The sequence below is a fragment of the Paenarthrobacter sp. R1 genome, assembly GCF_030264015.1.
Taxonomy (GTDB): Bacteria; Actinomycetota; Actinomycetes; order Actinomycetales; family Micrococcaceae; genus Arthrobacter; species Arthrobacter ureafaciens.
Map to the genome: position 1 here is coordinate 1,277,248 of NZ_CP127115.1, position 22,289 is coordinate 1,299,536.

The 22,289-nt window shown below is 61.0% G+C and carries 34 protein-coding genes; 23 read left to right on the top strand and 11 right to left on the bottom strand.

Going from position 1 to position 22,289, the window contains the following annotated elements; genetic code table 11:
- Window positions 1–241: 241 nt before the first annotated feature.
- The 6 genes from QN084_RS06035 to QN084_RS06060 form a co-directional block, all read right to left on the bottom strand.
- Window positions 242–1,072, bottom strand: a complete 831-nt coding sequence (locus tag QN084_RS06035) for a sugar phosphate isomerase/epimerase family protein (RefSeq protein WP_062097841.1) — start codon at window positions 1,070–1,072, stop codon at window positions 242–244.
- Window position 1,073: 1 nt separating this feature from the next.
- Complete coding sequence (locus tag QN084_RS06040) at window positions 1,074–2,234, bottom strand: Ppx/GppA phosphatase family protein (RefSeq protein WP_241650873.1); 1,161 nt, start codon at window positions 2,232–2,234, stop codon at window positions 1,074–1,076.
- Between the two features lie 72 nt (window positions 2,235–2,306).
- Window positions 2,307–2,741, bottom strand: a complete 435-nt coding sequence (locus QN084_RS06045; RefSeq protein WP_062097843.1) for an SseB family protein — start codon at window positions 2,739–2,741, stop codon at window positions 2,307–2,309.
- 68 nt (window positions 2,742–2,809) lie between these two features.
- A complete protein-coding gene (gene topA / locus QN084_RS06050; protein WP_062097845.1) occupies window positions 2,810–5,530 on the bottom strand; it encodes a type I DNA topoisomerase in 2,721 nt (906 codons plus the stop codon).
- Between the two features lie 134 nt (window positions 5,531–5,664).
- Window positions 5,665–6,303 carry a helix-turn-helix domain-containing protein gene (locus QN084_RS06055; RefSeq protein ID WP_062097847.1) on the bottom strand — a complete coding sequence of 213 codons (639 nt, stop codon included), beginning with the start codon at window positions 6,301–6,303 and terminating at the stop codon, window positions 5,665–5,667.
- A 107-nt stretch (window positions 6,304–6,410) separates the two neighbouring features.
- The gene (locus QN084_RS06060; RefSeq protein ID WP_285751218.1) at window positions 6,411–8,057 is read right to left on the bottom strand and encodes a DUF7059 domain-containing protein; all 1,647 of its coding nucleotides are present in this window, start codon (window positions 8,055–8,057) and stop codon (window positions 6,411–6,413) included.
- Window positions 8,058–8,148: 91 nt separating this feature from the next.
- Here QN084_RS06060 and QN084_RS06065 point away from each other — a divergent pair, with 91 nt between their 5' ends.
- Together QN084_RS06065 and QN084_RS06070 are read left to right on the top strand one after the other, a co-directional pair.
- Window positions 8,149–8,592, top strand: coding sequence for a DUF6023 family protein (locus QN084_RS06065; RefSeq protein WP_069695915.1), 444 nt, complete (start codon window positions 8,149–8,151; stop codon window positions 8,590–8,592).
- Window positions 8,593–8,658: 66 nt separating this feature from the next.
- On the top strand, window positions 8,659–9,192 hold the full coding sequence (locus QN084_RS06070) for a DUF6023 family protein (protein ID WP_069695916.1): 534 nt from the start codon (window positions 8,659–8,661) through the stop codon (window positions 9,190–9,192).
- Between the two features lie 53 nt (window positions 9,193–9,245).
- On the opposite strand, the gene trhO is transcribed toward QN084_RS06070, so the two are convergent.
- From trhO to QN084_RS06095, 5 genes are all read right to left on the bottom strand, one after another.
- On the bottom strand, window positions 9,246–10,136 hold the full coding sequence (trhO, locus tag QN084_RS06075) for an oxygen-dependent tRNA uridine(34) hydroxylase TrhO (RefSeq protein WP_210731097.1): 891 nt from the start codon (window positions 10,134–10,136) through the stop codon (window positions 9,246–9,248).
- A gap of 677 nt (window positions 10,137–10,813) precedes the next feature.
- Complete coding sequence (locus QN084_RS06080) at window positions 10,814–11,041, bottom strand: hypothetical protein (RefSeq protein WP_285751219.1); 228 nt, start codon at window positions 11,039–11,041, stop codon at window positions 10,814–10,816.
- Window positions 11,042–11,110: 69 nt separating this feature from the next.
- Window positions 11,111–12,313: a tyrosine-type recombinase/integrase gene (locus QN084_RS06085; protein ID WP_285751221.1), complete on the bottom strand. Its 1,203-nt coding sequence runs from the start codon at window positions 12,311–12,313 to the stop codon at window positions 11,111–11,113.
- A gap of 37 nt (window positions 12,314–12,350) precedes the next feature.
- Complete coding sequence (locus tag QN084_RS06090; protein ID WP_264398654.1) at window positions 12,351–12,767, bottom strand: hypothetical protein; 417 nt, start codon at window positions 12,765–12,767, stop codon at window positions 12,351–12,353.
- Between the two features lie 119 nt (window positions 12,768–12,886).
- Window positions 12,887–13,441 (bottom strand): hypothetical protein, encoded by a 555-nt coding sequence (locus QN084_RS06095; RefSeq protein ID WP_264398655.1) that lies wholly within the window; start codon window positions 13,439–13,441, stop codon window positions 12,887–12,889.
- A gap of 359 nt (window positions 13,442–13,800) precedes the next feature.
- On the opposite strand from QN084_RS06095, the gene QN084_RS06100 reads away from it, so the two are divergent.
- The 21 genes from QN084_RS06100 (at window position 13,801) to QN084_RS06200 (ending at window position 22,206) form a co-directional block, all read left to right on the top strand.
- Complete coding sequence (locus QN084_RS06100; RefSeq protein WP_264398657.1) at window positions 13,801–14,049, top strand: helix-turn-helix domain-containing protein; 249 nt, start codon at window positions 13,801–13,803, stop codon at window positions 14,047–14,049.
- 3 nt (window positions 14,050–14,052) lie between these two features.
- The gene (locus QN084_RS06105; RefSeq protein ID WP_285751225.1) at window positions 14,053–14,373 is read left to right on the top strand and encodes a helix-turn-helix domain-containing protein; all 321 of its coding nucleotides are present in this window, start codon (window positions 14,053–14,055) and stop codon (window positions 14,371–14,373) included.
- Window positions 14,370–14,531 (top strand): hypothetical protein, encoded by a 162-nt coding sequence (locus tag QN084_RS06110; protein WP_264398659.1) that lies wholly within the window; start codon window positions 14,370–14,372, stop codon window positions 14,529–14,531. The genes QN084_RS06105 and QN084_RS06110 overlap by 4 nt, the downstream gene beginning before the upstream one ends.
- Window positions 14,528–14,704, top strand: coding sequence for a hypothetical protein (locus tag QN084_RS06115; protein ID WP_264398660.1), 177 nt, complete (start codon window positions 14,528–14,530; stop codon window positions 14,702–14,704). The genes QN084_RS06110 and QN084_RS06115 overlap by 4 nt, the downstream gene beginning before the upstream one ends.
- Window positions 14,701–14,835 carry a hypothetical protein gene (locus tag QN084_RS06120; protein ID WP_285751228.1) on the top strand — a complete coding sequence of 45 codons (135 nt, stop codon included), beginning with the start codon at window positions 14,701–14,703 and terminating at the stop codon, window positions 14,833–14,835. Before QN084_RS06115 ends, QN084_RS06120 begins: the two co-directional genes overlap by 4 nt.
- The gene (locus QN084_RS06125) at window positions 14,832–15,074 is read left to right on the top strand and encodes a hypothetical protein (protein ID WP_285751230.1); all 243 of its coding nucleotides are present in this window, start codon (window positions 14,832–14,834) and stop codon (window positions 15,072–15,074) included. Before QN084_RS06120 ends, QN084_RS06125 begins: the two co-directional genes overlap by 4 nt.
- Window positions 15,071–15,202: a hypothetical protein gene (locus QN084_RS06130; RefSeq protein ID WP_021470846.1), complete on the top strand. Its 132-nt coding sequence runs from the start codon at window positions 15,071–15,073 to the stop codon at window positions 15,200–15,202. The genes QN084_RS06125 and QN084_RS06130 overlap by 4 nt, the downstream gene beginning before the upstream one ends.
- Window positions 15,199–15,480, top strand: coding sequence for a hypothetical protein (locus QN084_RS06135; protein ID WP_264398666.1), 282 nt, complete (start codon window positions 15,199–15,201; stop codon window positions 15,478–15,480). The genes QN084_RS06130 and QN084_RS06135 overlap by 4 nt, the downstream gene beginning before the upstream one ends.
- A 9-nt stretch (window positions 15,481–15,489) precedes the next feature.
- Complete coding sequence (locus QN084_RS06140; RefSeq protein WP_264398668.1) at window positions 15,490–15,669, top strand: hypothetical protein; 180 nt, start codon at window positions 15,490–15,492, stop codon at window positions 15,667–15,669.
- On the top strand, window positions 15,666–15,884 hold the full coding sequence (locus tag QN084_RS06145) for a hypothetical protein (protein WP_264398669.1): 219 nt from the start codon (window positions 15,666–15,668) through the stop codon (window positions 15,882–15,884). The genes QN084_RS06140 and QN084_RS06145 overlap by 4 nt, the downstream gene beginning before the upstream one ends.
- Before the next feature lie 216 nt (window positions 15,885–16,100).
- Window positions 16,101–16,901 (top strand): hypothetical protein, encoded by an 801-nt coding sequence (locus QN084_RS06150; protein ID WP_285751236.1) that lies wholly within the window; start codon window positions 16,101–16,103, stop codon window positions 16,899–16,901.
- Window positions 16,902–16,914: 13 nt separating this feature from the next.
- Window positions 16,915–17,865, top strand: a complete 951-nt coding sequence (bet, locus tag QN084_RS06155) for a phage recombination protein Bet (protein ID WP_285751238.1) — start codon at window positions 16,915–16,917, stop codon at window positions 17,863–17,865.
- 242 nt (window positions 17,866–18,107) lie between these two features.
- Window positions 18,108–18,557, top strand: coding sequence for a single-stranded DNA-binding protein (locus QN084_RS06160; RefSeq protein ID WP_285751240.1), 450 nt, complete (start codon window positions 18,108–18,110; stop codon window positions 18,555–18,557).
- 79 nt (window positions 18,558–18,636) lie between these two features.
- Window positions 18,637–18,999 (top strand): hypothetical protein, encoded by a 363-nt coding sequence (locus QN084_RS06165; RefSeq protein WP_264398676.1) that lies wholly within the window; start codon window positions 18,637–18,639, stop codon window positions 18,997–18,999.
- Entirely contained in the window at window positions 18,996–19,163 is a 168-nt protein-coding gene (locus tag QN084_RS06170; protein ID WP_285751242.1) for a hypothetical protein, read from the top strand. The genes QN084_RS06165 and QN084_RS06170 overlap by 4 nt, the downstream gene beginning before the upstream one ends.
- A 215-nt stretch (window positions 19,164–19,378) precedes the next feature.
- The gene (locus QN084_RS06175) at window positions 19,379–19,849 is read left to right on the top strand and encodes a hypothetical protein (RefSeq protein ID WP_285751244.1); all 471 of its coding nucleotides are present in this window, start codon (window positions 19,379–19,381) and stop codon (window positions 19,847–19,849) included.
- Window positions 19,846–20,034 (top strand): hypothetical protein, encoded by a 189-nt coding sequence (locus QN084_RS06180; protein WP_285751246.1) that lies wholly within the window; start codon window positions 19,846–19,848, stop codon window positions 20,032–20,034. The genes QN084_RS06175 and QN084_RS06180 overlap by 4 nt, the downstream gene beginning before the upstream one ends.
- The gene (locus tag QN084_RS06185) at window positions 20,031–20,423 is read left to right on the top strand and encodes a hypothetical protein (protein ID WP_264398681.1); all 393 of its coding nucleotides are present in this window, start codon (window positions 20,031–20,033) and stop codon (window positions 20,421–20,423) included. The genes QN084_RS06180 and QN084_RS06185 overlap by 4 nt, the downstream gene beginning before the upstream one ends.
- Window positions 20,424–20,532: 109 nt before the next feature.
- Entirely contained in the window at window positions 20,533–21,336 is an 804-nt protein-coding gene (locus QN084_RS06190) for an LvrA C-terminal domain-related protein (protein ID WP_264398682.1), read from the top strand.
- Between the two features lie 9 nt (window positions 21,337–21,345).
- A complete protein-coding gene (locus QN084_RS06195; protein ID WP_285751249.1) occupies window positions 21,346–21,711 on the top strand; it encodes a hypothetical protein in 366 nt (121 codons plus the stop codon).
- 192 nt (window positions 21,712–21,903) lie between these two features.
- Window positions 21,904–22,206: a hypothetical protein gene (locus QN084_RS06200; RefSeq protein WP_264398685.1), complete on the top strand. Its 303-nt coding sequence runs from the start codon at window positions 21,904–21,906 to the stop codon at window positions 22,204–22,206.
- The last annotated feature ends 83 nt before the right edge of the window (window positions 22,207–22,289 follow it).

Consider the following 22,289-nt stretch of genomic DNA (forward strand, 5'->3'; position numbering starts at 1 on the left):
TTGGTCCGTAAGTTGGTTCTTACCTCATTGAGGGTGCGAGTGATGAGGCGGGCATGGGGATGTCCGCCAGCAGCACCGGTGGCCGGGACGGGTTTTCCCCCATTTCCCGATTCGGCCGCCGGTGCTTTCGCTTTTAAGCGGGGTTATGGGACAAAACGCGAGGCAAAGGCTTCCGCTGTAAGCACGCCAAAGCCCGGGCCCAGGTTTTATGTCCGGGTCCCGGGCCTTGCCGAAGCCGGCGCTACCCCTCCAGGCTGCGGACCGGGGCAGCGAGGTGCTGGCGTGCGAAGCGCAACGTCTCAGCGAGCATCTCCTCACGCTCCCCGGTGACCTTGGCCTTACGGGTGGAAATCTCGGCCACCACCGCGCCTGTGAACCCGTTGGAGGCAAGATGTTGAAGGACACCGGCGCACTGCTGGGTTCCTGTTCCCGGGACCAGGTGTTCGTCTTTGCCCGAGCCTGAACCATCCGTGAGATGGACGTGCCGCAGTTTGCTGCCCAAGGCCTTCACGGCCTCCAAACTGTTGGCCCCGGCAGTGGCCGCATGCGAGAAGTCCCACGTGACGGCGTCGTAATCCCCCTCCATAGGGTCCCAGTGCGGCAGGTAAGCCACCGCTTCACGTCCCCGGACGCGCCACGGGTACATGTTTTCAACGGCGATGTGCACTTGGTACATTGCCGAGATCTCACGGACGCCTTCAACGAAGTTTTCGGCGTAGTTGGACTGCCACCGGAAAGGCGGGTGCACCACCACGGTGTCGCAACCCACCTCCTTGGCCATCTGGCAGGAACGCTCAATCTTGTTCCAGGCGGTGCCCCAAACCTGTTGCGTCAACAACAGCGTGGGTGCGTGGATGGACACGATTTCCTGGTTGTAGCGGTGGCTTAGCTGGATGAGCGCACCGGGGTTTTGGCTCACGGCATTGTTGGTGACCATGACCTCCACGCCGTCATAACCGAGGTCCTGGGCCACGGCGAAGGCGTCGTGGACGCTGAGCGGGTAAACGGATGCGCTGGACAGCGCCACCGGAATCCGGCGATGGTTCTCTGAAGGTTCGACGTCGGTAGTCATCCTAGGAAGCCACCCCCCTTGCCGTCATGGCCGGTGCCGTGTCGGAGACCGGCGCGCCGAGCTGTACCGGCAGGCCCTCTACCGGGTGCGCGGGACCGTCGGCATCTGCTTGCCCGGCCGTTTCCAAGTGCTTGTCTGTGTCCGTGTGCTCTTCGCTTTCCTTGGCCTTCTTCTTCTTTTTGGACTTGTCTTTCTTGCGCTTGCCCACATGCGGGGCCGGTTCGAGGGCTTCCTCGAACACCAACTGGTCCAGCCGGCGGAGGATCAGGCCCTCCCGCAGCGCCCACGGGCAGATCTCCATTTTGGGGAACTCGAAAAGCTCCAGTGCAGCCTCGGCGACCAGCGCTCCGGCGAGCAGCTGGCGGGCCCGGGCGTCGGAAACTCCCGGGAGGTACAGGCGATCCGCCACGGTCATGGCGGAGATCCGCTGTGCCCAGAGGCCGAGGTCCGCCGCATGGAGCTCGCGTTTGACGTACGGGCCTGCGGCGCTCGGCGCGGCACCCGCAATACGTGCCAGGGACCGGAAAGTCTTGGACGTCCCCGCCACGAGGTTGGCCCGGCCGAGTTCCTGGAATTCGCGCACCACCGGTTTCAGGGTCGAGCGGATGTACCGGCGCAGTTCCTTGACGCTCTTGGCCGTGGGCGGGTCCTCATGCAGCCAGTCCCGGGTGAGCCGGCTTGCGCCCAAGGGGACGGACGTGGCGAACTCGGGAAGCTCGTCAGTGCCGTAGGCCATTTCGAACGAGCCGCCGCCTATGTCCAGGTCCAGGATGGGCCCGGCCCCCCAGCCGTACCAGCGGCGCACGGCGAAGAACGTCATGGACGCTTCTTCGCTCCCGGTGAGTTCCTGCAGCGTCACGGTGGTTTCGTGCTTGACCCTGGCCAGGACCTCGGCACCGTTGGTGGCCTCGCGAATGGCCGAGGTACAAAAGGCCAACAGATCCTCGGCCTTGTGGCGGGCAGCGAACTCCCACGCCTCAAGGACAAATTCGATCAGCTCGTGCTGGCCCTCATCACTGATGTTTCCGTCGCCGTCCAGGTATTGCACCAGCGACAACGGACGCTTATGGGAGGCGAAAGCCACCGGACGCGCGCCGGGATGGGCATCGACCAGCAGCAAGTGGACGGTGTTTGACCCGATGTCGAGAACGCCAAGACGCATTCTGCCATTATTCACCGAATCGGAGCCCGGGAAGCAACTCGCGGGCACGTTTCGTCCGACTCTGAGGCCCTTTTACTCTGCAGTCTCGTCGACTTCGTCCGCCCGCTTGAAATCACGGCGGATATTGGCGATGCCTTCAGGATCGATCTCGAAGCCGTGTTCGCTTCCAGGGTTGATGACCAGGCCCAGTTCGTCGCCGATGTTCGCGAGGATGGCCGAGCCCATGGTACCCAGCACGTTCGGGGCCGCTTCGAGGAAGCGGGCATCCACACGGCTCGGGTGGCTGAAGACAGCCAGGACCGGCTGGTTGTCCGCGTTGGACAGCACCAAGGGTTCCACGGAGGAATCCGGACCGTCTACGGCTTCGGAGCTGACCAGGTAGACCTCGTTGTTCAGGAAGGCGAGGATGACATCCACCGGATTCGCATCCGGCTGCTCGGCCAAAGCAAGCTTCGCCTCAAGATCATTCAATGGTTGGTTGTCCGGGGCGGCAGTCTGTTCAGTCATGGTTCTACTCGACCATGATGGCGGCCGGGACGCAAAGTGCGATCATCGCCATGCGTCCCGACGCAGTGCTATTTCTTCGCCGCTGCCTTGCGGGCCGGTGCCTTGCGGGTGGTCCGTTTCACCGGGCCCTTGGCGCGCTTCTCGGCGAGCAGCTCGATGGCCCGTTCCCTGGTGAGCTCTTCCAAGGACGTGGAACGCGGAACCGTAATGTTGGTGACGCCGTCAGTGATGTAGGGGCCGAAGCGGCCTTCCTTCACCACGATGTTCTTTTCCGACACGGGATCGGGACCGAACTCAGCCAGCGGCGGGACCGCTGCACGCGCGCCACGCTGCTTGGGCTGCGAATAGATCTCCAGCGCCTGCTCCAGGGTGATCGTGAAGATTTCCTCCTCCGAACCAATGGAGCGCGAGTCCGTCCCCTTCTTCAGGTAAGGCCCAAAGCGGCCGTTCTGCACGGTGATGGGGTTGCCTTCCGCGTCCTCGCCGAGGACCCGTGGCAGGCTCATCAGCTGCAAAGCTTCGTCCAGCGTGACGGTGTCCACGGACATGGACTTGAACAGCGAGCCGGTGCGGGGCTTGACCTTCACAGGCTTCTTGGGCGGCTTCGGCTTGCCGTTCTTGTAATACTCAACCGGCTGATTGGCGAGCTGTTCTTCCGTCATTTCCGGGATGATCTCGGTGACGTAAGCGCCGTAGCGGCCGTTCTTGGCTACAACTGTGTGCCCGGTGTGCGGATCTGTTCCCAGGACCCGTTCCTCGGGTGCCGCCGTTTCCATGAGCTCGATGGCCTTGGCGGCCGTCAGCTCATCCGGGGCCAGTTCCTCGGGAACATTGGCCCGCGCGGACTCCACGACCTCCCCGGTTTTCTCATCGACCGTGGGGATGGTGCTCTCAAGGTACGGGCCGAACTTACCCACCCGCAGCGTGATGCCGTCTGCGATCGGCACGGAGTTGATCTCGCGGGCGTCGATCTCGCCGAGGTTGTTGACGATGCTCAACAGGCCGGGATCGGCATCTTCTCCGTAGTAGAAGTGCTTCAGCCATGCTGCGCCCACCGCTTGCCCGTTGGCGATCTTGTCCAGGTCGCCTTCCATGTCAGCGGTGAATTCGTAGTCCACATAGTCGGTGAAGTGCTGTTCCAGCAGGCGGATCACAGAGAAGGCGATCCAGCTGGGTACCAGCGCGGAACCTTGTTTGCGGACGTAGCCGCGGTCCTGGATGGTGGAAATGGTCGAAGCGTAGGTAGACGGGCGTCCAATGCCTCGCTTTTCCAGTTCAGCGGTCAATGACGCTTCGGTGTACCTCGGCGGCGGAGATGTCTCGTGGCCAACCGCAACAATATCCGAGGCGGTAAGGGAATCGTCCTTGGCCACGTTCGGCAGGCGGCGGGCGTCGTCCGAGTCGTCATCGCCGCGGCCCTCGTCCTTGCCTTCCTCATAGGCGGCAAGGAAGCCGGGGAAGGTGATCACGGTACCGGAAGCAGAGAACTCGGCGTCCCGGCCGTCCGCTGCAACTGCGCCAAGGCGGATGGTTGCCGTGGAGCCCTTGGCATCTGCCATCTGGGAGGCCACGGTGCGCTTCCAAATGAGTTCGTACAGCCGGAACTCGTCTCCGCTGAGCTGCTTGGCCACCTGGGCCGGGGTGCGGAAGGAGTCACCGGCCGGGCGGATAGCCTCGTGCGCTTCCTGGGCGTTCGCGGCCTTGTTCGCGTAGATCCGCGGACTCTGCGGCACGAATTCGGGACCGTAGAGCTCAGCAGCCTGGCGACGCGCGGCCGTGACGGCCTCGTCGCTCAACGCCGAGGAGTCCGTACGCATATAGGTGATGTAGCCGTTTTCATAGAGGCGCTGCGCAACCTGCATGGTGCTCTTGGAGGAGAACCTGAGCTTACGGCCGGCTTCCTGCTGCAGCGTGGAAGTGGTGAACGGGGCGGCGGGACGGCGGGTGTACGGCTTGGTGTCCACGGAGCGGACCTTGAAGTCCGCGTTCTCCAGGCCGGCAGCAAGGGAGGTGGCTAGTTCCTCGTTGAGGTGGACCACGTTCGAGGAGACCAGCTGGCCGTCGTCATTGAAATCGCGGCCGGTGGCAACCTTGGAGCCGTCGACGGCAGCAAGCTTGGCCTTGAAGGAGCCCGACTCGGCGCCGAATTGGCCCGTCAGGTCCCAGTAGGAAGCGGCCTTGAACGCCATGCGCTCACGTTCACGGTCAACCACCATCCGGGTCACCACGGACTGCACGCGTCCTGCGGAAAGGCCGCGGGCAACCTTGCGCCACAGCACAGGCGATATTTCGTAGCCGTACAGCCTGTCCAGGATCCGTCGGGTTTCCTGCGCATCAACGAGGGCCGTGTCCACGTCGCGCAGGTTGTCCATCGCGCGGTGGATTGCTTCCTTGGTGATTTCACCGAAGGTCATGCGGTAGACCGGAACTTTGGGCTTCAGGACCTCAAGGAGGTGCCACGCGATGGCTTCGCCTTCGCGGTCCCCGTCGGTTGCGAGGTAAAGCGCGTCGGCGTCTTTCAGCTGGGCCTTGAGTTCGGCGACCTTTTTCTTCTTGTCCGGGGAGACGACGTAGTACGGCTTGAAGTCGTGCTCAACGTCAACAGCGAACTTGCCCAGCGAGGTCTTCTTGAGTTCTGCAGGGAGGTCGGACGGCTGCGGAAGGTCACGGATGTGACCAATGGAAGCCTCGACGATGAAGCCTTCGCCAAGGTACTTGGCGATGGTCTTGCTCTTGGCCGGAGACTCCACGATCACGAGTTTCTTGCCGGTTTTTGCCTTGCTGGGCACGGTGCTCCTACAGAAAAAATGTGTATTTGGGCTGGTGCCCATATTGGCCTAGTTCACCATAGTTTGCAGAATCCTGCGTTTGGGCCGGTCAATCCGCCCTTCCAGGATGCCGGTTGGTGGCTGGCTCCTGAATCCTAGTTCCCGGGCGCTGACCGATCGTCCGGAATCATCGACCATAACGTAGCAACACGTTCAGCATCTTGCGGAATCCGGGTGGGATCCTCGAGCTCGTACTCCCTGAGAATTTCACGGATTCTGTCCGAAAGTTCCTTACGCTGCTGGTTGGTCAAATACAGCAGGTTGCTGGACAGGAGCACCGATGCCGGTTCCTCCGCAGTCTCACCGCGTTGCCGCCGTTCGCCTCTGGCCTTGGCAAAAGCGGACGCCCTCCGCCTGAACGCATCGAGTTCCAGATCGACAACCGCGATCTCCGGGCTGGCGACGCTGCCGCCGGAAATGGTGAAGTCCTTCCCTGCCGCCTTCCACCGACGTTCGCGGGCGTCGCCTGCGTTCTCGGCCGGAACAACGATCCCCCACTTCTGGAGTGCGCGGAGGTGGTAGCTCATGGCGCTGGGAGTCAGGCCCGTCCTGGCAGCAAGTTCCGTGGCCGTGTGGCTTACCTGCGTGGCATAAAGTTCCGAGATGACTTCCAACCTCGCCGCGTGCGCCAAGGCGCGGATGGCTTTGGGATCGGTGATCTCAACTTTTTGCTCGTTACGTCCACTGCCCGCCGGTTCGCCCGCTACCCCGGTCTCCTGATTCTTCGCAATCACTTCATCAGTGTAATCAGCGTCACGTCCAGGGAGATCAGCGCCACGTGGGGGTACTGAGGGAGGGCGGGTGCCGGCACCGGGGAATGACCTCCGTGGATCTGCGTGCGTCATGGAGATTTGCCCGGCTCGTCCGGCACGAGGAATCCGTCCAGGACCAGATTGCCCACCTCATGGAAGAGCGTGGACGTGAAGGCTTCGGCGTCGAATCCCTCTTCCCCGCCCAGGAGAGCTTCCAGTGCCGTGATGATCTGGTTGACGCTGAGGTCACCGTCGCAGGCAGAGACGAAGCCGGCTAGTTCGCTGCTCAGCAGGTTGGTCCTGCGGAGGCCTGCCCCCTGCCGCAGCAGAATCACTCCGGGGTGCTCAGCGCCCGGCCGTTGATGCCTCTCCTCGGTGACGTCCTCGGCCACCAGCAAATGGGCCTCGTTCAACTGGTTGGCCGACAGCCAGTCCGCCCTCGCGATGGCCGCGCCCAAGTGGGGGCCAATGGGTTGCTCGATGGGGTAGGTGATTTCCTCGAACCGGCTGATGGTGCCCTGACTTCCGGCCGGCCGACGCAACCAGATCATGCCGAAACCAATGCCCTCCACATTCCGGGAGGCAAAGTCCTCAAGGTAGGCAGCGTAGGCCTCCTTGTAGTGGTTCGGGTCCCGGGACTCGGATGCGTCCTGGAGCCAGGTCTCGGCGTACTGTTCGGGCCCCACCTGCTCGCGTTGGATGAACCAGACGTCCAGTCCGGAACCCTCGAGCCAGGACGCAGGCCGGTCCTTCCACTGCGCACCAGCGGTGATCTCCCAGTTGCCCAGCATTTGGGCGGTTCCGCCTGGCTCAAGGACGCTGCCGAGGGACTTCACCAAGGAAGAGACGATCTGGTCGCCCGGCAAACCGCCATCCCTGTAGGTGAACTGGTCTGCTGCGGATTCGCCCTTGGTGCGGGGAGTGATGACGAAGGGCGGGTTGGAGACTACGAGGTCGAATCGTTCGCCTTCCACCGGTTCCAGGAGGGAACCGAGCCTCAAGCTGATGCGGGCTTCGAGGTTGTTTGGATCCACTTCCAAAACTGCGGCGTTGAGGACGAGATTGAACCTCGTGAAGGCCAGGGCCCTTTCCGAAATGTCTGTTGCCGTGACGTGCTCACAATGGTGGAGCAGGTGGAAGGTCTGGATTCCGCAACCGGTACCCAGGTCCAGGGCACGCTTGGCATGCGGCCTAATGGTGGTCTGCACCAGCGTTGTGGAAGCCTGGCCGATTCCCAGGACGTGGTCGTGCCGCAGCACGCCCGGCTGCTGGTGGGCCGCCAGGTCACTCGCCACCCACAGTTCCGCTCCGCCGCTGCCGTCCGGATTAGCGTCCCATCCATAAGGACGGACATCGACGGCGGCGGTAACAACCCCGTCCGCGATGGAGACGAGCCCGAGCTCGGCGAGCCCGTTGGCACTTGGACCTGGCAGGGCGGCATCAACGTCCGCAACAGCCTGCGGAACCGCAAGAAGCCAGAGCCGCACCAGGACGGTTAACCCCCGCAGCCCGGCCTGGTCCGAACCCGACGTCCGTTCCGTGGCCAAAAGGGCCGGGATGATCTGGTCCCTGCCCAGCGCCGCATAGGCTGATGGCCCCAGAAGGTCCGCAACGCCGTCGAGCGTGTAATTCACTGACTTGAACGCGTCTGCAAGGGCAGCCAGGAGCGCCGGTTGGTCACTGCGGGGAGCATCGGGGGTATTGCCTGAGGAAAACACTGATGTGGATGGGTTCACGTTGCCAGTCTATGGTCGGGGTTGCCCTGCCGGTTCACCGTGGATGCGCTATGTGGAAAGACTCCCGCGGGGAAACCGGTAGCGTGGAACCATGCTCAATTTCTCCTCCACAGTCCGCCGTGCCGGCATGGTTCTCACTGCCGCCGGCTTCCTGCTGGCAGCCACCGCATGCCAGCAGCCGGTGGACATCTCCCGCGCCGATGTGTCCGCCTGGAAGAAGGACGCACTGCCCGCCGCGTCCGGCATTGTGTTGGAGGACTCGGGAAAGATCCTGGACCGGGACCCGATCGTGAAGGATGCTCAGAACGTTGCTGCCGGCCAGTACACCCTCACCATGGCCTGTGACGGCGGAGGAAAAGCCTTCTTCGTGGTATCCACGGGCGGACAGCAGATCGCCGACGCCGGCGCTGCCTGCAACGGCAGCCGTGAAACCGTGAAGATCAAGATCCCGGCCACGGGGGCGGTCATCATCTCCACGAGCAGCGTCGACGCGCCATTGATCTACGCCTACCAACTGGCGCCCGCGACGAGCTGAACTCCGCCTCCATCGAACCAACAACCGGCTCTATGGAGAGCCGGCGCGCAAGCGTAAAGTCAGAACATGGGCGGCAAGGCGGCTGGCTCCGTGGGACCGCGACGGTTGGCGGGTTCCGCCGTCGTGCTTCTGCTTGGAGTGGTCACGGCGCTGACGGGGTGCGAGTACACCTATGAGGAACCTGGTCGGGCCGAAGCTGATTCCACGACCTCCGCGGGCAGGAACGTAGTGCTTCCTCCGGATCCGGCCTTGGAATCGACAGTGACCGGTGAAGCCCTGAAAGAGTGGGCGCAAGCGGCACTGCCCGAATCCCAGGGACGGTCTTTCTACTCAAGCAGCGGCTACCTTGAGCCAGGAGAATCACGGACGGAACAAACGGTTCAACTGCCCGGCGGCACGTACGCGGTGACGTTGGCCTGCCGCGGCACCCGCAGGGTCTCCTTCAAAGTGGCGCTTGGTGAATCGGATTTGGTGGATCTGACCCTTGGGTGCGCAAATGCCCGCGTGAGCGTCGTGCAACTCGAGGCTGATGCGGTCCTGGACATCACTGTTGGAACGAGGTCCGATGCCAACTTCGCGTACCGGGTCAGCCGGCTTTAGCGGGTCAGCCGCCTTGGGCGGGTAGCCGCCTTTGGTTCGGCGCCCGACGGCGGTCAGGCGGCTTCGCAGCCGTCCGGACACCTCAAGGTTGCCGGATCCGAAGCGCAATCCGCGCAGTAAAGCGTCAACGTACGGCAGCTTGGGTTGGAGCAGTTCTCGAACTTGTTGGTGGGCGCCGAGCACCGGACACACGAGCCGATGGTCTTGGCGTCGTCGCTGAACTCCACATGCATGCGCTTGTCGAAGACGTACAGCGAGCCCTCCCAAAGACCGTTGTCCTTGAAGGTCTCTCCGTACCGGACGATTCCGCCGTCCAATTGGTAGACCTCCTTGAATCCCCGGTTGACCATCAGGCTGGAGAGAACTTCGCAACGAATCCCGCCGGTGCAGTACGTAACTACAGGCTTATCTTTGAGGTCGTCGTACTTCCCCGAGTCCAGTTCCTTGATGAAGTCGTGCGTTGTGGCGACGTCCGGGACCACCGCATCCTTGAACTTGCCGATCTGAGCCTCGAACGCGTTGCGGCCGTCAAAGAAAACAACGTCCTCGCCGTCGGCCTTCTTGCTGTCCAGCAGGGCGTGCAGCTCCTCGGGCTGCAGGTGCTTGCCGCCACCCACAACGCCGTTCTCGTCCACTTTCAACTCGCCCGGTGCGCCGAAGGAGACAATCTCATCGCGGACCTTGACGCTGAGCCGCGGAAAGTCGTCAGCGCCGCCGTCGGACCATTTGAAGTCGATATCGTGGAAACCCTTGTACTCACGCGTGGTTTTGACGTACTGCTTCATGTTGTTGAGCTCACCGCCGACAGTTGCGTTGATGCCGTCCTTGGAGATCAGGATGCGGCCGGTAAGGCCCAGTTTCTCGCAGAGGGCGCGCTGCCATAGGCGCACTGCATCCGGGTCGGCGATCGGAGTAAAGCCGTAAAAAAGTACAATTCGGTTCAGAACAGGCTTGTGAAGGAACGTGCAAGTGCAGGTCTTGTCTTTCAGGGTCTTTCCGATCTAACTCGTTTTGGTGTTGCAAGCACTTGCAACAATACTGGCTGTTTTGTCCGCATGTTTTCGGCCCGTGGTCATTGTGTCCCGTTTCAGTCCCGTAGACACGTATTCCGTTAACGCTCCCCTGATTATCTCGCTCAGGTTCTCACCCTGCTCTGCGGCTTTGGCTTGGGCTGCGTCCCACAGTGCGTCATCGATACGCACCGTACGGACTTTGGTTCCCTTACTCATTTCGATATCTTCCCGCAGATGTTGCACCGATTGAGAAACAGTGGCCCCCAGTTGTGAAACCCAAGAAGGCAGGACAGGCTTAGTGCCATTTCAGTACTCACTTCCAGTTCGATCGTGGCGGCAGTAATCGCACGTGCAGTCGGGGTAGGTGGCAACTCGGCATTCCCGGCAAAGGCGCGGGTTACCGTCCCCTGAGCGCGCATGGAAGTGGATCGTCATTGCAGTTAGACGTTCCGGCTCTTCAGTCGCGAAGCACTTCATGCATTGAAGCGTGTAGAGCCTGCCCCGCTGCCCATCCCGGACAGCGACTATGCCAGGAGCCATCCCCGGTAGCGTTGGGAGCGGGGCGGTAGTGCGGCCCTCATCCCAGGGGGCCGCTTGTTCGAACGGGCTCACTTCTTTACTTCTTCGATGAAGCCGCCTACATTCATGACACGCACCGGGTTTCCGCGCTTGCGGAGCGGCGTGCCACCAGGAAACGAAATCGGCTGCGAGATGCCTTCTTCGATGCAGTAGGCGGTTCCCTTTGCGGAGATGAGCATCGTCATCCCGGACCAGTCCTCAACGGTGTAGTCGGCGCCTGCGATGGTAACTACCTGAAGTTCCTGAACCTTACTCACTTGCCTTGCCCTTTCGTTGTTTCCGATAAGACAAAGCTACAGGGTGTATATACACCCTGTCAATACACCCTATACCGATTCCTGCTGGAACAACTCAAGTACAGAGCCTGAGTCGATGGGTAGGCGTGACGGTTCGATGTAGTGGCGGCGGGTCATCGTGTCGGACTTGTGCCCGAGCTGCTGCGCTGCCTGCGCCGACCCGGCTTGCCCATCGATCAGGGTGGCGACGGTCTTGCGTAGGGTCTTGGGGGTCATCCATGAGAACTCGGTGCCGGCGAACGCCTTTTGGAACGCTGTGGCGATGTTCCTTGGTGACCGGTACCCGCCCCCACGTTCGGAGGGAAATACCATGACCGCGTCCGGGTGCTCGGCGCGGCGCCTGCGTAGCATGTCCACGACGAACCCAGGCAAGCGGAGGTCGCGCACGTCCCGTTCCTTGGTGGGGGTCCTGAGCAGGCCCTCGCCGGGGACCATGACGATCTGCTTGTGGATCTTCACCCACGGAAGTTCATCGTCCAAGTGCACGTCCTCCCACGCTAGACCGGGGGCCTCGGCGGGGCGGCAACCGGTGCCGATGAGGAAGTCAATGATATCGAGGGTGGTACGTGACCTGTTCTGCCCTCCCAGACGCCGCACGTCGCCTCCTGCCCGCTCCAAACGCTGCTCAAGGGTGAAAGGTGCGAAGACCTCGGAGGCGAGCTCACGCATGCGTACAAGCTCGTCCAGGCTGAGCGCCCGGATGGGTTTCTGTTCCAGCTTCGGCGGCTTGGTGTACGCTACCGGGTTTGATGGGACTGCGTCCCAGCGGGCGGCGGCGGCGAACATCCCGGACAGGACAGACCGGACCATGAGCGCCGTACCCGGGCCGTTCGACACGGTCACGCCCGAAATGAACTTCGAGATGCGCTGCGGGGACGCTTCACGGAGGCGGAGTTTCCCGAGCTTGGGTTTGATGTGGTTCTCCATGGAGCGCCGGTTGTTGTGGATCGTGTTCGGCGCGAGGTCCTCGGCCAGCTTCTCGGCAAGGTACCTGTCAGCGAGTTCCGCGATGGTTGACTCTGACGTGATGTCGTCTTCACCGCCCCTGCGGGCGCGTTCTTTGAACTTTTCCCGGAGTGCGGCGGCTGCTGCGCTTTTGGATGTGCCTACGGCTTTCACGCGGCGCGTCTCGCCGTCCGTGTCGCGGTAGCGGGCCATGGCGACGTGTTTGGTTCCGTCGCGGCTGTAGCCGATGGTGCCGTATTCGCCAATGCCTAGTTGTGGTCGTGGCATTAAAACCCCCTCTTATACACCCATTATCTCATGCGTGTCAAGCGACGACGGTAAGATCCGCACGGGTAGGCTCCCGGTAATCGATCCCGATACACGCCCGCCCGCACACATTCAGGATGGTTTGCTCCGCCTGCGTCAGCGCCAACCAGCGGGCGTAGATCAGCCCGTTATCAACGTTCAGAAACCGGGCCATCTCATCCACCGACCCGCACTGCACGAACGCATCCAACAAATCACGGAAACTGATGAAGTACAGAGCCGTCATCCGCTCAACGACAATCTCCCTGGACACCCGTTTCGGCATGGCGTCTTCCCCGTGCCTTAGCGTCCGGTGGAACGCTTCATGAACGATCGTCACATGCCTCTTGCGCCGCGGTTTCCGCGGATCAACCCTGATCAAACCATCTTCATGGTCGTAGTACCCCAGCACCCCACCGCTGAGTTCTTCGTACACAACTCCGCGCACTCGACACGCCCCTAAAGCCTCTAACCGCCACCCCCCAGCAGGGCCGCTAGGGAAATGGAACGATTAATATGCCGGTTTTACAAACCCTCGCGGCGTGTCGAGTTACGTTACTCGTCTGAGTCGTCTAGTGGACTATCACTTGGTATTTCCGTCCGTGCCGCTTGGTACTGTGGCGCCTTGCGTCGCGTGCCCAAAGCGGTAACGGTCCCATGATTTTGCTTATCAGCAGGCTTACTGTCGGACTTGCCTTCATGGAGGGTCGCGTCGATCTTGATCACGTTAGCTTCATACTGTTCAGCAATCGCCTCAGCCGCCTTCATGCGGCGGGTGAGCTCCGTGAGTAGTTCATCCGTGGACAGTTCAGAGGCCCGCTTTGCAGCCTTATCCTCGTCCGCTAAGAACACGTCTTGTTCAGTCACGAACTCATCCCGCAGGATTCGATCGATTGCCCCGGACTTCCAGCCAAGCGCAGCTTCAATTTCGGGGTGCTTGGACTTTTGTGGCGCGTTTCTGCCGGCTGACCAGTTGTAGAAGGATCGCTTGGCGGAGCCGGTCAGGTGGTCAGCGGCGAAGTGGTCCGGGCTGAGGCCTTTCCTGGATAGGGCCATGCTGATCCACAAGGCGAGGCCTTGCGTGTTTTTCGAGTTCTTCTCGTCGCTCATGCGCTTACTGTCCTTCGGTTGCTACCTGCCAGCCAAGGGGTGCAGGTACGTGTCTTGGGGCTCATTCCTACGTGAATACCGGTGGCCCCGCTCATTGGGCTACTCGGTATCGCCCTTTCATGGTTGCGCAGCTTTTGATGCAACACCAAAACTTTTTTTCTGCCCTCTTGCGTAAGTTTTCTTGCAACATCACCATCCGCCCGGAAAGAACAACCCCCTTCTGACCTGCGGAAACACTTGTTTTGCAAGTTGTTGCACCAAGACTGTTGACGTAGTGGCATGTTGTTGCATAGTCTTGCTTTACGCCCTCCAAATGAGCAGGAGAGGCGAAATGAGCAAACGAAAGTTAGGAGCACCCCTTGACTAAGAAGCGGACACCCGTCGCGAAGATCACGAACATTGACGACGTGCGTATTGGGCGCATCATCGCCCTCGCCCGCGATCACAAACGCCTTAGCCAGGAAGATCTGGCGAGCTTCATCGGCTGCGACCGAACAACCCTCGCCGGATACGAACGAGGCGGGCGGCCTCTCCCAGCAAATCGGATCCCCCGCCTTGTCGATGCGCTCGGCCTTGAACCCCGCATCCTTGACCCGAACGCCGCATAGGCCATGGATGCAAGAGCGGGAAACATCCAAGTCGGGGCGCGCATAGCAGACCTCCGCGCCCAGATGGGCTGGTCACAGAGCTACCTCGCCCGCCGCATGAACGAAGCCGGATGGACGAACTTCTATCAAGTAACAGTCGCCCGCACCGAAAAAGGTGAACGCCCTGTCTTACTGCACGAGGCACTCGCATTAGCTGACCTGTTCGGCATTGACGTGACTCAGTTAGCGGGCAACCAAGAGCCCAAAGCGGTCCACAAAGCTGCCGGGCTCCACGACGCAATCCACGTACTAACCGAAGAACTAAAGAAACGAACACTCAAATGAGCAAGCACACCTTCTCCGTCCTCACGTCAGACCTTCGGCGTGACCCTTCGATCCTCCAAGGGATCGAACAAGAACTCGGCGCACGACCCGGTTACGTAACATCGGTCACCATCACCGAGCACGGCCCGGTCACCACTGTTACGGCGGTCGCGGCATGAGCAACACGTTCGAGCTGTGGCAGAAAGCCAAACAGCGCCGGGACACCATGGCCTACCAGATCGCTAAAGCAGTCGCGGCAGGTAGCGCCCCACGGCAGAACGACATCGACCGCTTCAAAGCTAATGAGGCCGAGATGCGCGACCTCGAATCTAAGTTCTCGGAGGAATCATGAAAACCGGCAAATCCTACGACTGGACCGAACCGCGTGACTGCTTCTACTACATGCAGCGCGAAGACGACGAAGCCCAACAACAAACCCGACTAGAAGACGACGCAGACAGCGTCAGGAAAGGCGAACAATGAGCAAGCACACCCCCAACTGCCCGGACGCGCACGGCCTCGTCTGCCACTTCCAGCACCACCGCACCAACCCAGAGAAGCCGTTCGTCTACCAGAGCCCCAACTTCCCCGGAGCGTGGCGAGTATCCGTCAAGCACCCGGAACATGGACTCAAAATCCGCACGTACTTCGACCGCGACAGGGCCATCGGCATCGCATCCAAGGCCGCTGCCGGCGACTACACGGAACTGGACGCGGCATGAGCCCGGAACTTGTTCTCATCTACCTCTGCGCATCCATCGGGTTCACGGCCTGCGCTGGGATCCTTGTTTTCCTGTTCGCCTATGCACTCGCCATCTGGGACACGTTCATGGAAGGGCGCCGGCAATGACCGTCCAAGCAGGCATCGAAACCGTGACGGACCTTGAGGTTCTGGTCGGGGAGTTCGAAGAACTGGCATGCGAGTCCTGCAGCCATGATCTGCATGCAGACGGACCAGCCACCCACTATGCGCGCGTCCAGTGCGAATGCGGTGTGAACGTAATCAAGGCCTACTGCGCATGGATGGTCGCAGCGGTCCTAACCAACAGCAACGTCGTCTGCTTCAACTGCCTCGCAAGGTATGAGGCAAAAGATCACGTCACCATCCTCGCCCCGATTACCCGTTAGGAGCACCCAATGTCCGCCCTGAACCTCCCCGCACTGAACACCACCTACACCCCGACCGCGATCTTCGACCCCATGCGCCAATCCCTGCTCAACCGCATCGCACCCGTACCTGACGCGCACCTCGCCCGCCGCAGGGTCAAGCGACTCGCCCCCGCCCTTGAGGAAATGATCTTCGGAGACGTGGCATGAAAGCCAAGGGATACGTCACTAAACGCGGGGATACCTGGCACTACCTAGTGCAGGACCGCTATGGAAAGTACGTCCTCATCGACAACACCAATGACTGGCGAAAGATCTTCGATTCCTGCTACTTCGACACCGCAGCAGTGAGGCGCATTGAGGGAGCCGGGCACAAGCTCAGCAACTCATACATGCAACTTGTGAACAAGGCGGCAGGACTGTGAAGCCCCGCAAGTCGGACCCGTTGGACCCGGACGAGGCATGGGCAACACCGGACACCTTCACCCAATGCGGAAACCCCGGCTGCGACTGCCGACCCACCACCGACCCACTCCCCCGCGAGGACATCGAATGACCACCCAAGAGCAGTACGAGCGCGAGCAACGCGCCCAAGCCATCCAAGCCACCATCCACTCCCTCAACCTCGAACAGGACCCCGAATGAGCCTCAAATTCAGCCACGAAGGACACCGCTACACACTCGACGGCAAACGCCCCACCAGCGTCACCACCATCCTCGGCGGCGCCATCCCCAAACCAGCACTCCCCTACTGGGCCGCAAACCAAGCCGCCCAATACGCAATAGACAACCCCGGCGCCCCATACGACACCATCCGCAAAGCACCATGGGACGTACGCGACAAAGCAGCCGAACGCGGAACCGCCGTCCACGCCCTCGCCGAAGCACTCCACAACGGCGAAGACATCACCTTCGATGATGAGCTCGCCGGATACATTGACGGGTACCTTGACTTCCTTGACCGTTTCGGCGTCGAACCCGTCCTCTCCGAATGCAACGTCGGCATCCGCAACATCTACCCCGGCAAGAACGTCGCCGGCAGGTTCGACCTCCTGGCCCGCATCCCGAAACTCCACGGGGACAAGGTCGTGATGATCGACCTCAAGACCGCGAAGGGCGTGTACGGGGAGACGAAGTTGCAGACTGCGGCGTATTCGAAGGCTGACTTCTACACGACGGACGCGGACGGGGAAACCGAACACGAGCTGCCGGAGATTGTCGCCACCTACGTCGCGCATGTGACCCCCATGGACCGGGAAGGTGAGAACGCCCGCTACGGTGACGCTCCCCTCGGCACCAACCTCTACCTACTCGCGCCCAACCCCGAAGCGATCGACCGGCACTACGCCATGTTCCGCGCCGCCGCGTACACCTACTACACCACCCGTGAGCGTGACCTGATCCCCGAACCCATGGCCGCACCCCTCAGCGCAGCCGCATAACTAGGAGAACACAATGAGCACCCTAGCAATCCGCCACCAAAGCACCGCCCTGACTATCCAGGACGGCCAATCCGAATTCACCCAGCCCCAGGTAGCAGTCCTCCGGCATCTCGGGGTAGAGAACGCAACCCGCGAAGACCTCGCCGTGTTCTTCCACCAAGCAGTACGAACAGGCCTGGATCCGTTCGCCCGCCAGATATACATGATCGGGCGTTGGACCAAGCAGGGCGTCAAGCAGACGATTCAAACCGGCATCGACGGTTACCGACTCATCGCTCGCCGTGCTGCCGACCGCCGTAACGAACAGTTTGGCTACGAGGACACCCTCTGGTGCGGCGAAGACGGACAGTGGCGTGACGTGTGGCTGTCCAAGAGCGCACCCGCAGCAGCCAAGGTTACCGTCCTCCGCGGCGGCGAACGGTTCTCCGCCGTAGCCCTCTTTAGCGAGTACGCCGGAACTAACAAGGACGGCAGCTATACCCAGATGTGGTCCTCCAAGGGCGCGATCATGATCGCCAAGTGCGCCGAGGCGTTGGCTCTCCGCAAGGCCTTCCCGCAAGATCTGTCAGGCATCTACACCGCGGAGGAAATGGCGCAGGCTGATAACCAGCACCCCGCCCCGGCGCCGGCACCCGAACCAGCCCCGGAACCGAAGCCCAAGCAAACCCGGTCCCGCAAGCCTGTCACGCCGATCGAAGCCCCAACAGACCTTCCCGCGCCCGCCGACGATGAACCCGCCGAAATCGTGGACGAACCCGCCGTCGAACTCATCACCGAACCCCAATCCAAGATGATGTTCGCCCTGCTCGCGCAGAACGGATTCACCGATGACGGCACGTCGGCCCAGAAGGACTACATCGAGTCCATCATCGGCAGGCAACTCGTGTCCCGCCGCGACATCACCAAAGCGGAGGCCACCAGGATCATCGACCTCCTAAACGACGCCACCCCCGATGCCGCGTAACCGTTGCGCCTGCGGGAAAGTCCAATCCTCAACTCTTGAGGAATCCCGCCTCGTACACGCCCAAGTATGGGCCGCGCGAGGCGGGGAACCAGTCCGCTACTACCAATGCCAACACGGATCGTGGCACTGGACTCGTAGCCCACTCCGAACCAAGAAAGCTGCATGACAAAGGCAATCACCATCTACACCACCCCGGCAAACCTCGAAAAATACGCAACCACCCTCGAAACGGAAGCAGCCTAATGAGCATCCCCACCATCACCGATATCGCCGGAATCATCAACGCGCCGGAGCTCCGTTACACGCAGTCAGGCAAAGCCGTCCTCTCCATGCGGCTCGCGTTCAACGATTCCAAATACGACGAACAGCAACGCAAATGGGTCACAACCAAGACCTTTTACGCAGACGCCCAGGCATGGGAGCACGCCGCCGAACGTCTCGCGGAAACCCTGTCCCAAGGTGAACAGGTGTACGTTGTCGGGCGCCTCGAAACGCAGCAGTGGGAGAAGGACGGCGAGAAGAAGTCCAAGCCTGTCCTGAACCTCCAGACGGTGCGCAAGCTGGCGAAGGCCGAGCCCCAGCAGGCACAACAGCCCCGCTCCCAGCAGGCCCCGCAGGATGACCCCTGGGCCACGCCCGCAGCAAGCGCGGGCGGCTGGGGCAACGGGCCAACCGCAGACCCCGCTTTCTAACCAAACTCACCACGACTCACCACGCGGGCGCCGGCAACACTCCGGCGCCCGCACCAACCCCCTTGAGCAAGGACAAACCATGAGCACCACATACACATTCGGCGCCAGCCGAAAGAAAGAACAAAACCTCGTCAAAACGTTCCGCGAAGCACAAATGGAACGAGCCCGACTAGCACGCCGACTCGAAGGCGTACGCAACGAAATCGAAGCACTCCACCGCGCACAAGCCATCATCAAAACCGCCGAAAAACAAGCCAAAGCAATCCGCGAACAAGCCTACGATTTCGGCCTCGCTCAACTAGACCGCGACTACCCAACCAGGCAGGACCGCAACCGCGAACGGCAACGCGCAAAGAACAACCTCGTCAAACACTGGGCACGCAAACGACTCGAAGCGGCCACCGCCGAAGCCGAACAGTGGGAAAGCAGCAAAGCAGCATGAAACCCGCACACCTGATCGAAGAAATCGAATGGCAATTCGCCCAAGGCCAATCAAGCCACACCGCCATGACAGTCGCCGGCTACAAACACGAACAAACACTCGCCCGCTGGCTACGACGCCACAACCGCCCAGACCTCGCCATCAGATTCGAGGAAAACAATTGAACCCCAACACCAACTGCCACTGCCCCAGGACACGGCACTACCACGGCACCCGCAACAACTACCTCACCCACGCATGCCGCTGCACCCCATGCACCGATGACGCCACCCAGAAACGCGACCGACACCGCCGCCTCGAAGCATACGGGCGCCCACGCCCCCACAAAGTACCCGCAGCAGCGGCCCGCAAACACATCCGAAGCTTACTCAAACAAGGCATGACAAAAGCCGAAATCGCTCACCACTCAGCCAACGCACACCAAACCATCTCGCGCATCCTCGACGGCCAGAAAACAATCATCAACCACACTTCCGAATCCATCCTCAAAGTCACCTCCGAAGACCGAACCAAACCCGAAGGAAAAACCAACGCAACCGGGACTATCCGACGCGTCCAAGCCCTCGCAGCAATCGGCTACCCACTCGAAGAACAAGCCAAACTTGCCGGCATCCACCCGGACAAGCCAAGGCACGTACTCAAGCAAAAGTACATTCGCGCTGAAACGGCCCAAGCAATAGCTGATGTCTTCACCCGGCTCCAAATGACCCCAAACCCGGTACCGTCACGTGCGGCCACCCGCGCCCGCGCCATCGCCCAAATCAACGGATGGCTCCCACCCCTCGCCTGGGACGAAGACCTCATAGACAACCCCAACCACCACGGATACGCAAAGGACATCGCAGCATGAGCGAAACGTACCGCACCAAAGTCAGCGTTGTTGGAGGTGACGTGTTTCTGCGTCTGCCGGATGACCAGTACATCCAGATGACACCGAAGCAAGCCCGGGCTATCGCCGCTCACCTGTTCAGCAAAGCTAACGAGGCCGAAGGTAAACCGTCGCCCGAGGTTGTTGTGTTCGGGGGCGAAGCATGAGCCGGGAAGTTGATGAAGCGCTTATCCGCCGTGTCCTCGCGACCGTAGCTGATACGAAGGTGAGCCGGTCTGCGGTTGAGTTTGAGTGGCCCGAATGCCACCGGAAGGGATGCGCGGGACGCCACGGAAGCGTTGACCAGGCGTTCGGCATCATGAAGCACCGAATCATGGAAGACCTCCGCACGGAACTGATGTGCGAGGCAACCACCCGCCCAGACATGAGCCAAGACGGCGACACCCCTGAGCAAGTGGCCGTCTACACGCTGGCTATCCTCATGGACCGTTACAACGTCAACAAGACCAGCACCTACGTCAACGCCGCGCAACTCATCGTTGACGCCTACCCCGCCATCATCCCAGCACTAGCAGCAATGGAAGACGCCGCATGACCGCGGCGTCTGATCGTGAGCGCCGGCAGCAGCGTAAACAAGCGGACACCGCACGCAAACAAACCATGCGCCAACAACGCGAACAACAAGCACAAAGGAGGCGCCGCACATGAGGATCCGCAGCACCAAGCCGGAATTCTGGAAGTCACGCCGCATCGCGTCCGTGTCCTGGGACGCGCGCCTCGTTCTGAAGGGCCTTGAGTCCTATGTGGATGACAACGGCGTGGGCGTGGACGACATCGAACTCATCGTTACCGACGTATTTCCTCGCGACATGTTCAGTAACCCTCGCGAGACTGTCGCGAGGGTTACCGAAGCCATTTCCCAGCTCCACCAAGCCGGTTTAGTGCACCGATACGAGGCCAACGGCGACCAGTTGTTATACATCTCCTGGTGGGAGACAACCCAACGCATCGACAAGCCCGGAAAGGGCAGAAATCCGCGTCCTGACGGGACTTTCGACTACAAACAATCCGAAATTCGCGAGAGTGTCGCGAGCCCTCCCGTAACCCTCGCGCCTGGAACAGGGGAACAGAGGAACAGAGGAACAGAGGAACAGAGGATAGAAAAGACTTGTCCGGTGGGACCGGACGACTTCATGGATTGGTATATGGCCTACCCAAGGAAAGAAGCCAGGGCAGCAGCCGAGAAAGCCTACATCAAGGCCCGGTCGAAAGCCTCGCATGAGGTGTTGGTCGCCGGCGCTGAACGATACGCAGCCGACCCTAACCGTGAAGGACAATTCACGAAGCTCCCGGCGACATGGTTGAACAACGGCTGTTGGGATGACGAACCCTTACCGCCAAGGAACACCGGCCCAACCACCCACGCCCAACGTGTGGAAGCAGCATCACAACGGATGCTCCGACAACTCCAAGCCAACGACACCGAACCATTCATGATCGAACAGTAAGGCGACCCCATGGAACCCCAGGAAACCATCGCGTTCACTGACTGGCTCGCGAAAATTGACCCAAGGGTCATGTATGAAGAAGGCGCCCGCGAAGTCTGGCACCACGCACTCAAGAACACCAACGTGCGGGCCGCAAAAGCCGCAGCCATGGAACACTTCCGGCTCTACCCAACAGCCCCCAAACCCTCCGAAATAGCCACAAGAGCACGACAACTCGTCGCGTCATACACGGCCAAGCAGCGCGCACTCACCGCCACACCAGCCAAACCATCCGACCAAATCCCGCTCCGCAGACGCGACCCACAACGCTGGCAAGCCCTACTCGAAGCCGGAAAACAACAACGTGAAACAACCCTGAAAGAACGCACAACATGAAAAACAATTGGAAAGCGCTTGCTAAGACGCTGGAATATGCGGGGGCGTCCATCTTTACGGGGCGCGCGTGTGAGGCTGGGAGATCGGCGTCTGTGGCTTGTGGGGGTGGTTTGTGTGGTTAGGTCGAGGTCTAGTGCGAAGGCTGCGGGTAGCCGGCATGCCAGGAGCGTCACGGATTATTTGCGGGTTCACGTGTCCCGGTTTATCGAGAAGATGCCGCTGTATGGGGGTAAGGACAGGGGTGATGCGGCGAATGTGGAGACGTTCAACGAGCTCCCCGTGGCGGTTGAGTTCAAGGATTACGGCGGGCGTTTCCTCGTGGGCACTTGGCTCACTGAGGTCGAAATCGAGCGCCTGAACCTGCCTAACGCGATCGCGGGTGTGGTGGTGGCTAAGCGTCGTGGGACAACGGATCCTGGCCGGCAGGTTGTGTTCATGACGGTCGATGATTTGGTGGCTTTGCTTAGCGGGAAACGACCGGGTAAAAGTTCGTGAAGTGTTGCACTTTCTTGCGGGTTTTGGTGTAAACTGGTGTGCATCAGGCGGGTTATGAGCGGCCCGCCCCGGAGCATGGAAGC

What these genes read in the sequence shown, in the direction of transcription:
- QN084_RS06035 (WP_062097841.1), bottom strand. Translation starts at nt 1,072, where the DNA reads ATGACTACCGACGTCGAACCTTCAGAGAACCATCGCCGGATTCCGGTG.
- QN084_RS06040 (WP_241650873.1), bottom strand. Translation starts at nt 2,234, where the DNA reads ATGCGTCTTGGCGTTCTCGACATCGGGTCAAACACCGTCCACTTGCTG.
- QN084_RS06045 (WP_062097843.1), bottom strand. Translation starts at nt 2,741, where the DNA reads ATGACTGAACAGACTGCCGCCCCGGACAACCAACCATTGAATGATCTT.
- QN084_RS06065 (WP_069695915.1), top strand. Translation starts at nt 8,149, where the DNA reads ATGCTCAATTTCTCCTCCACAGTCCGCCGTGCCGGCATGGTTCTCACT.
- QN084_RS06070 (WP_069695916.1), top strand. Translation starts at nt 8,659, where the DNA reads ATGGGCGGCAAGGCGGCTGGCTCCGTGGGACCGCGACGGTTGGCGGGT.
- QN084_RS06085 (WP_285751221.1), bottom strand. Translation starts at nt 12,313, where the DNA reads ATGCCACGACCACAACTAGGCATTGGCGAATACGGCACCATCGGCTAC.
- QN084_RS06095 (WP_264398655.1), bottom strand. Translation starts at nt 13,441, where the DNA reads ATGAGCGACGAGAAGAACTCGAAAAACACGCAAGGCCTCGCCTTGTGG.
- QN084_RS06105 (WP_285751225.1), top strand. Translation starts at nt 14,053, where the DNA reads ATGGATGCAAGAGCGGGAAACATCCAAGTCGGGGCGCGCATAGCAGAC.
- QN084_RS06110 (WP_264398659.1), top strand. Translation starts at nt 14,370, where the DNA reads ATGAGCAAGCACACCTTCTCCGTCCTCACGTCAGACCTTCGGCGTGAC.
- QN084_RS06115 (WP_264398660.1), top strand. Translation starts at nt 14,528, where the DNA reads ATGAGCAACACGTTCGAGCTGTGGCAGAAAGCCAAACAGCGCCGGGAC.
- QN084_RS06120 (WP_285751228.1), top strand. Translation starts at nt 14,701, where the DNA reads ATGAAAACCGGCAAATCCTACGACTGGACCGAACCGCGTGACTGCTTC.
- QN084_RS06125 (WP_285751230.1), top strand. Translation starts at nt 14,832, where the DNA reads ATGAGCAAGCACACCCCCAACTGCCCGGACGCGCACGGCCTCGTCTGC.
- QN084_RS06130 (WP_021470846.1), top strand. Translation starts at nt 15,071, where the DNA reads ATGAGCCCGGAACTTGTTCTCATCTACCTCTGCGCATCCATCGGGTTC.
- QN084_RS06135 (WP_264398666.1), top strand. Translation starts at nt 15,199, where the DNA reads ATGACCGTCCAAGCAGGCATCGAAACCGTGACGGACCTTGAGGTTCTG.
- QN084_RS06140 (WP_264398668.1), top strand. Translation starts at nt 15,490, where the DNA reads ATGTCCGCCCTGAACCTCCCCGCACTGAACACCACCTACACCCCGACC.
- QN084_RS06145 (WP_264398669.1), top strand. Translation starts at nt 15,666, where the DNA reads ATGAAAGCCAAGGGATACGTCACTAAACGCGGGGATACCTGGCACTAC.
- QN084_RS06150 (WP_285751236.1), top strand. Translation starts at nt 16,101, where the DNA reads ATGAGCCTCAAATTCAGCCACGAAGGACACCGCTACACACTCGACGGC.
- bet (WP_285751238.1), top strand. Translation starts at nt 16,915, where the DNA reads ATGAGCACCCTAGCAATCCGCCACCAAAGCACCGCCCTGACTATCCAG.
- QN084_RS06160 (WP_285751240.1), top strand. Translation starts at nt 18,108, where the DNA reads ATGAGCATCCCCACCATCACCGATATCGCCGGAATCATCAACGCGCCG.
- QN084_RS06165 (WP_264398676.1), top strand. Translation starts at nt 18,637, where the DNA reads ATGAGCACCACATACACATTCGGCGCCAGCCGAAAGAAAGAACAAAAC.
- QN084_RS06170 (WP_285751242.1), top strand. Translation starts at nt 18,996, where the DNA reads ATGAAACCCGCACACCTGATCGAAGAAATCGAATGGCAATTCGCCCAA.
- QN084_RS06175 (WP_285751244.1), top strand. Translation starts at nt 19,379, where the DNA reads ATGACAAAAGCCGAAATCGCTCACCACTCAGCCAACGCACACCAAACC.
- QN084_RS06180 (WP_285751246.1), top strand. Translation starts at nt 19,846, where the DNA reads ATGAGCGAAACGTACCGCACCAAAGTCAGCGTTGTTGGAGGTGACGTG.
- QN084_RS06185 (WP_264398681.1), top strand. Translation starts at nt 20,031, where the DNA reads ATGAGCCGGGAAGTTGATGAAGCGCTTATCCGCCGTGTCCTCGCGACC.
- QN084_RS06190 (WP_264398682.1), top strand. Translation starts at nt 20,533, where the DNA reads ATGAGGATCCGCAGCACCAAGCCGGAATTCTGGAAGTCACGCCGCATC.
- QN084_RS06195 (WP_285751249.1), top strand. Translation starts at nt 21,346, where the DNA reads ATGGAACCCCAGGAAACCATCGCGTTCACTGACTGGCTCGCGAAAATT.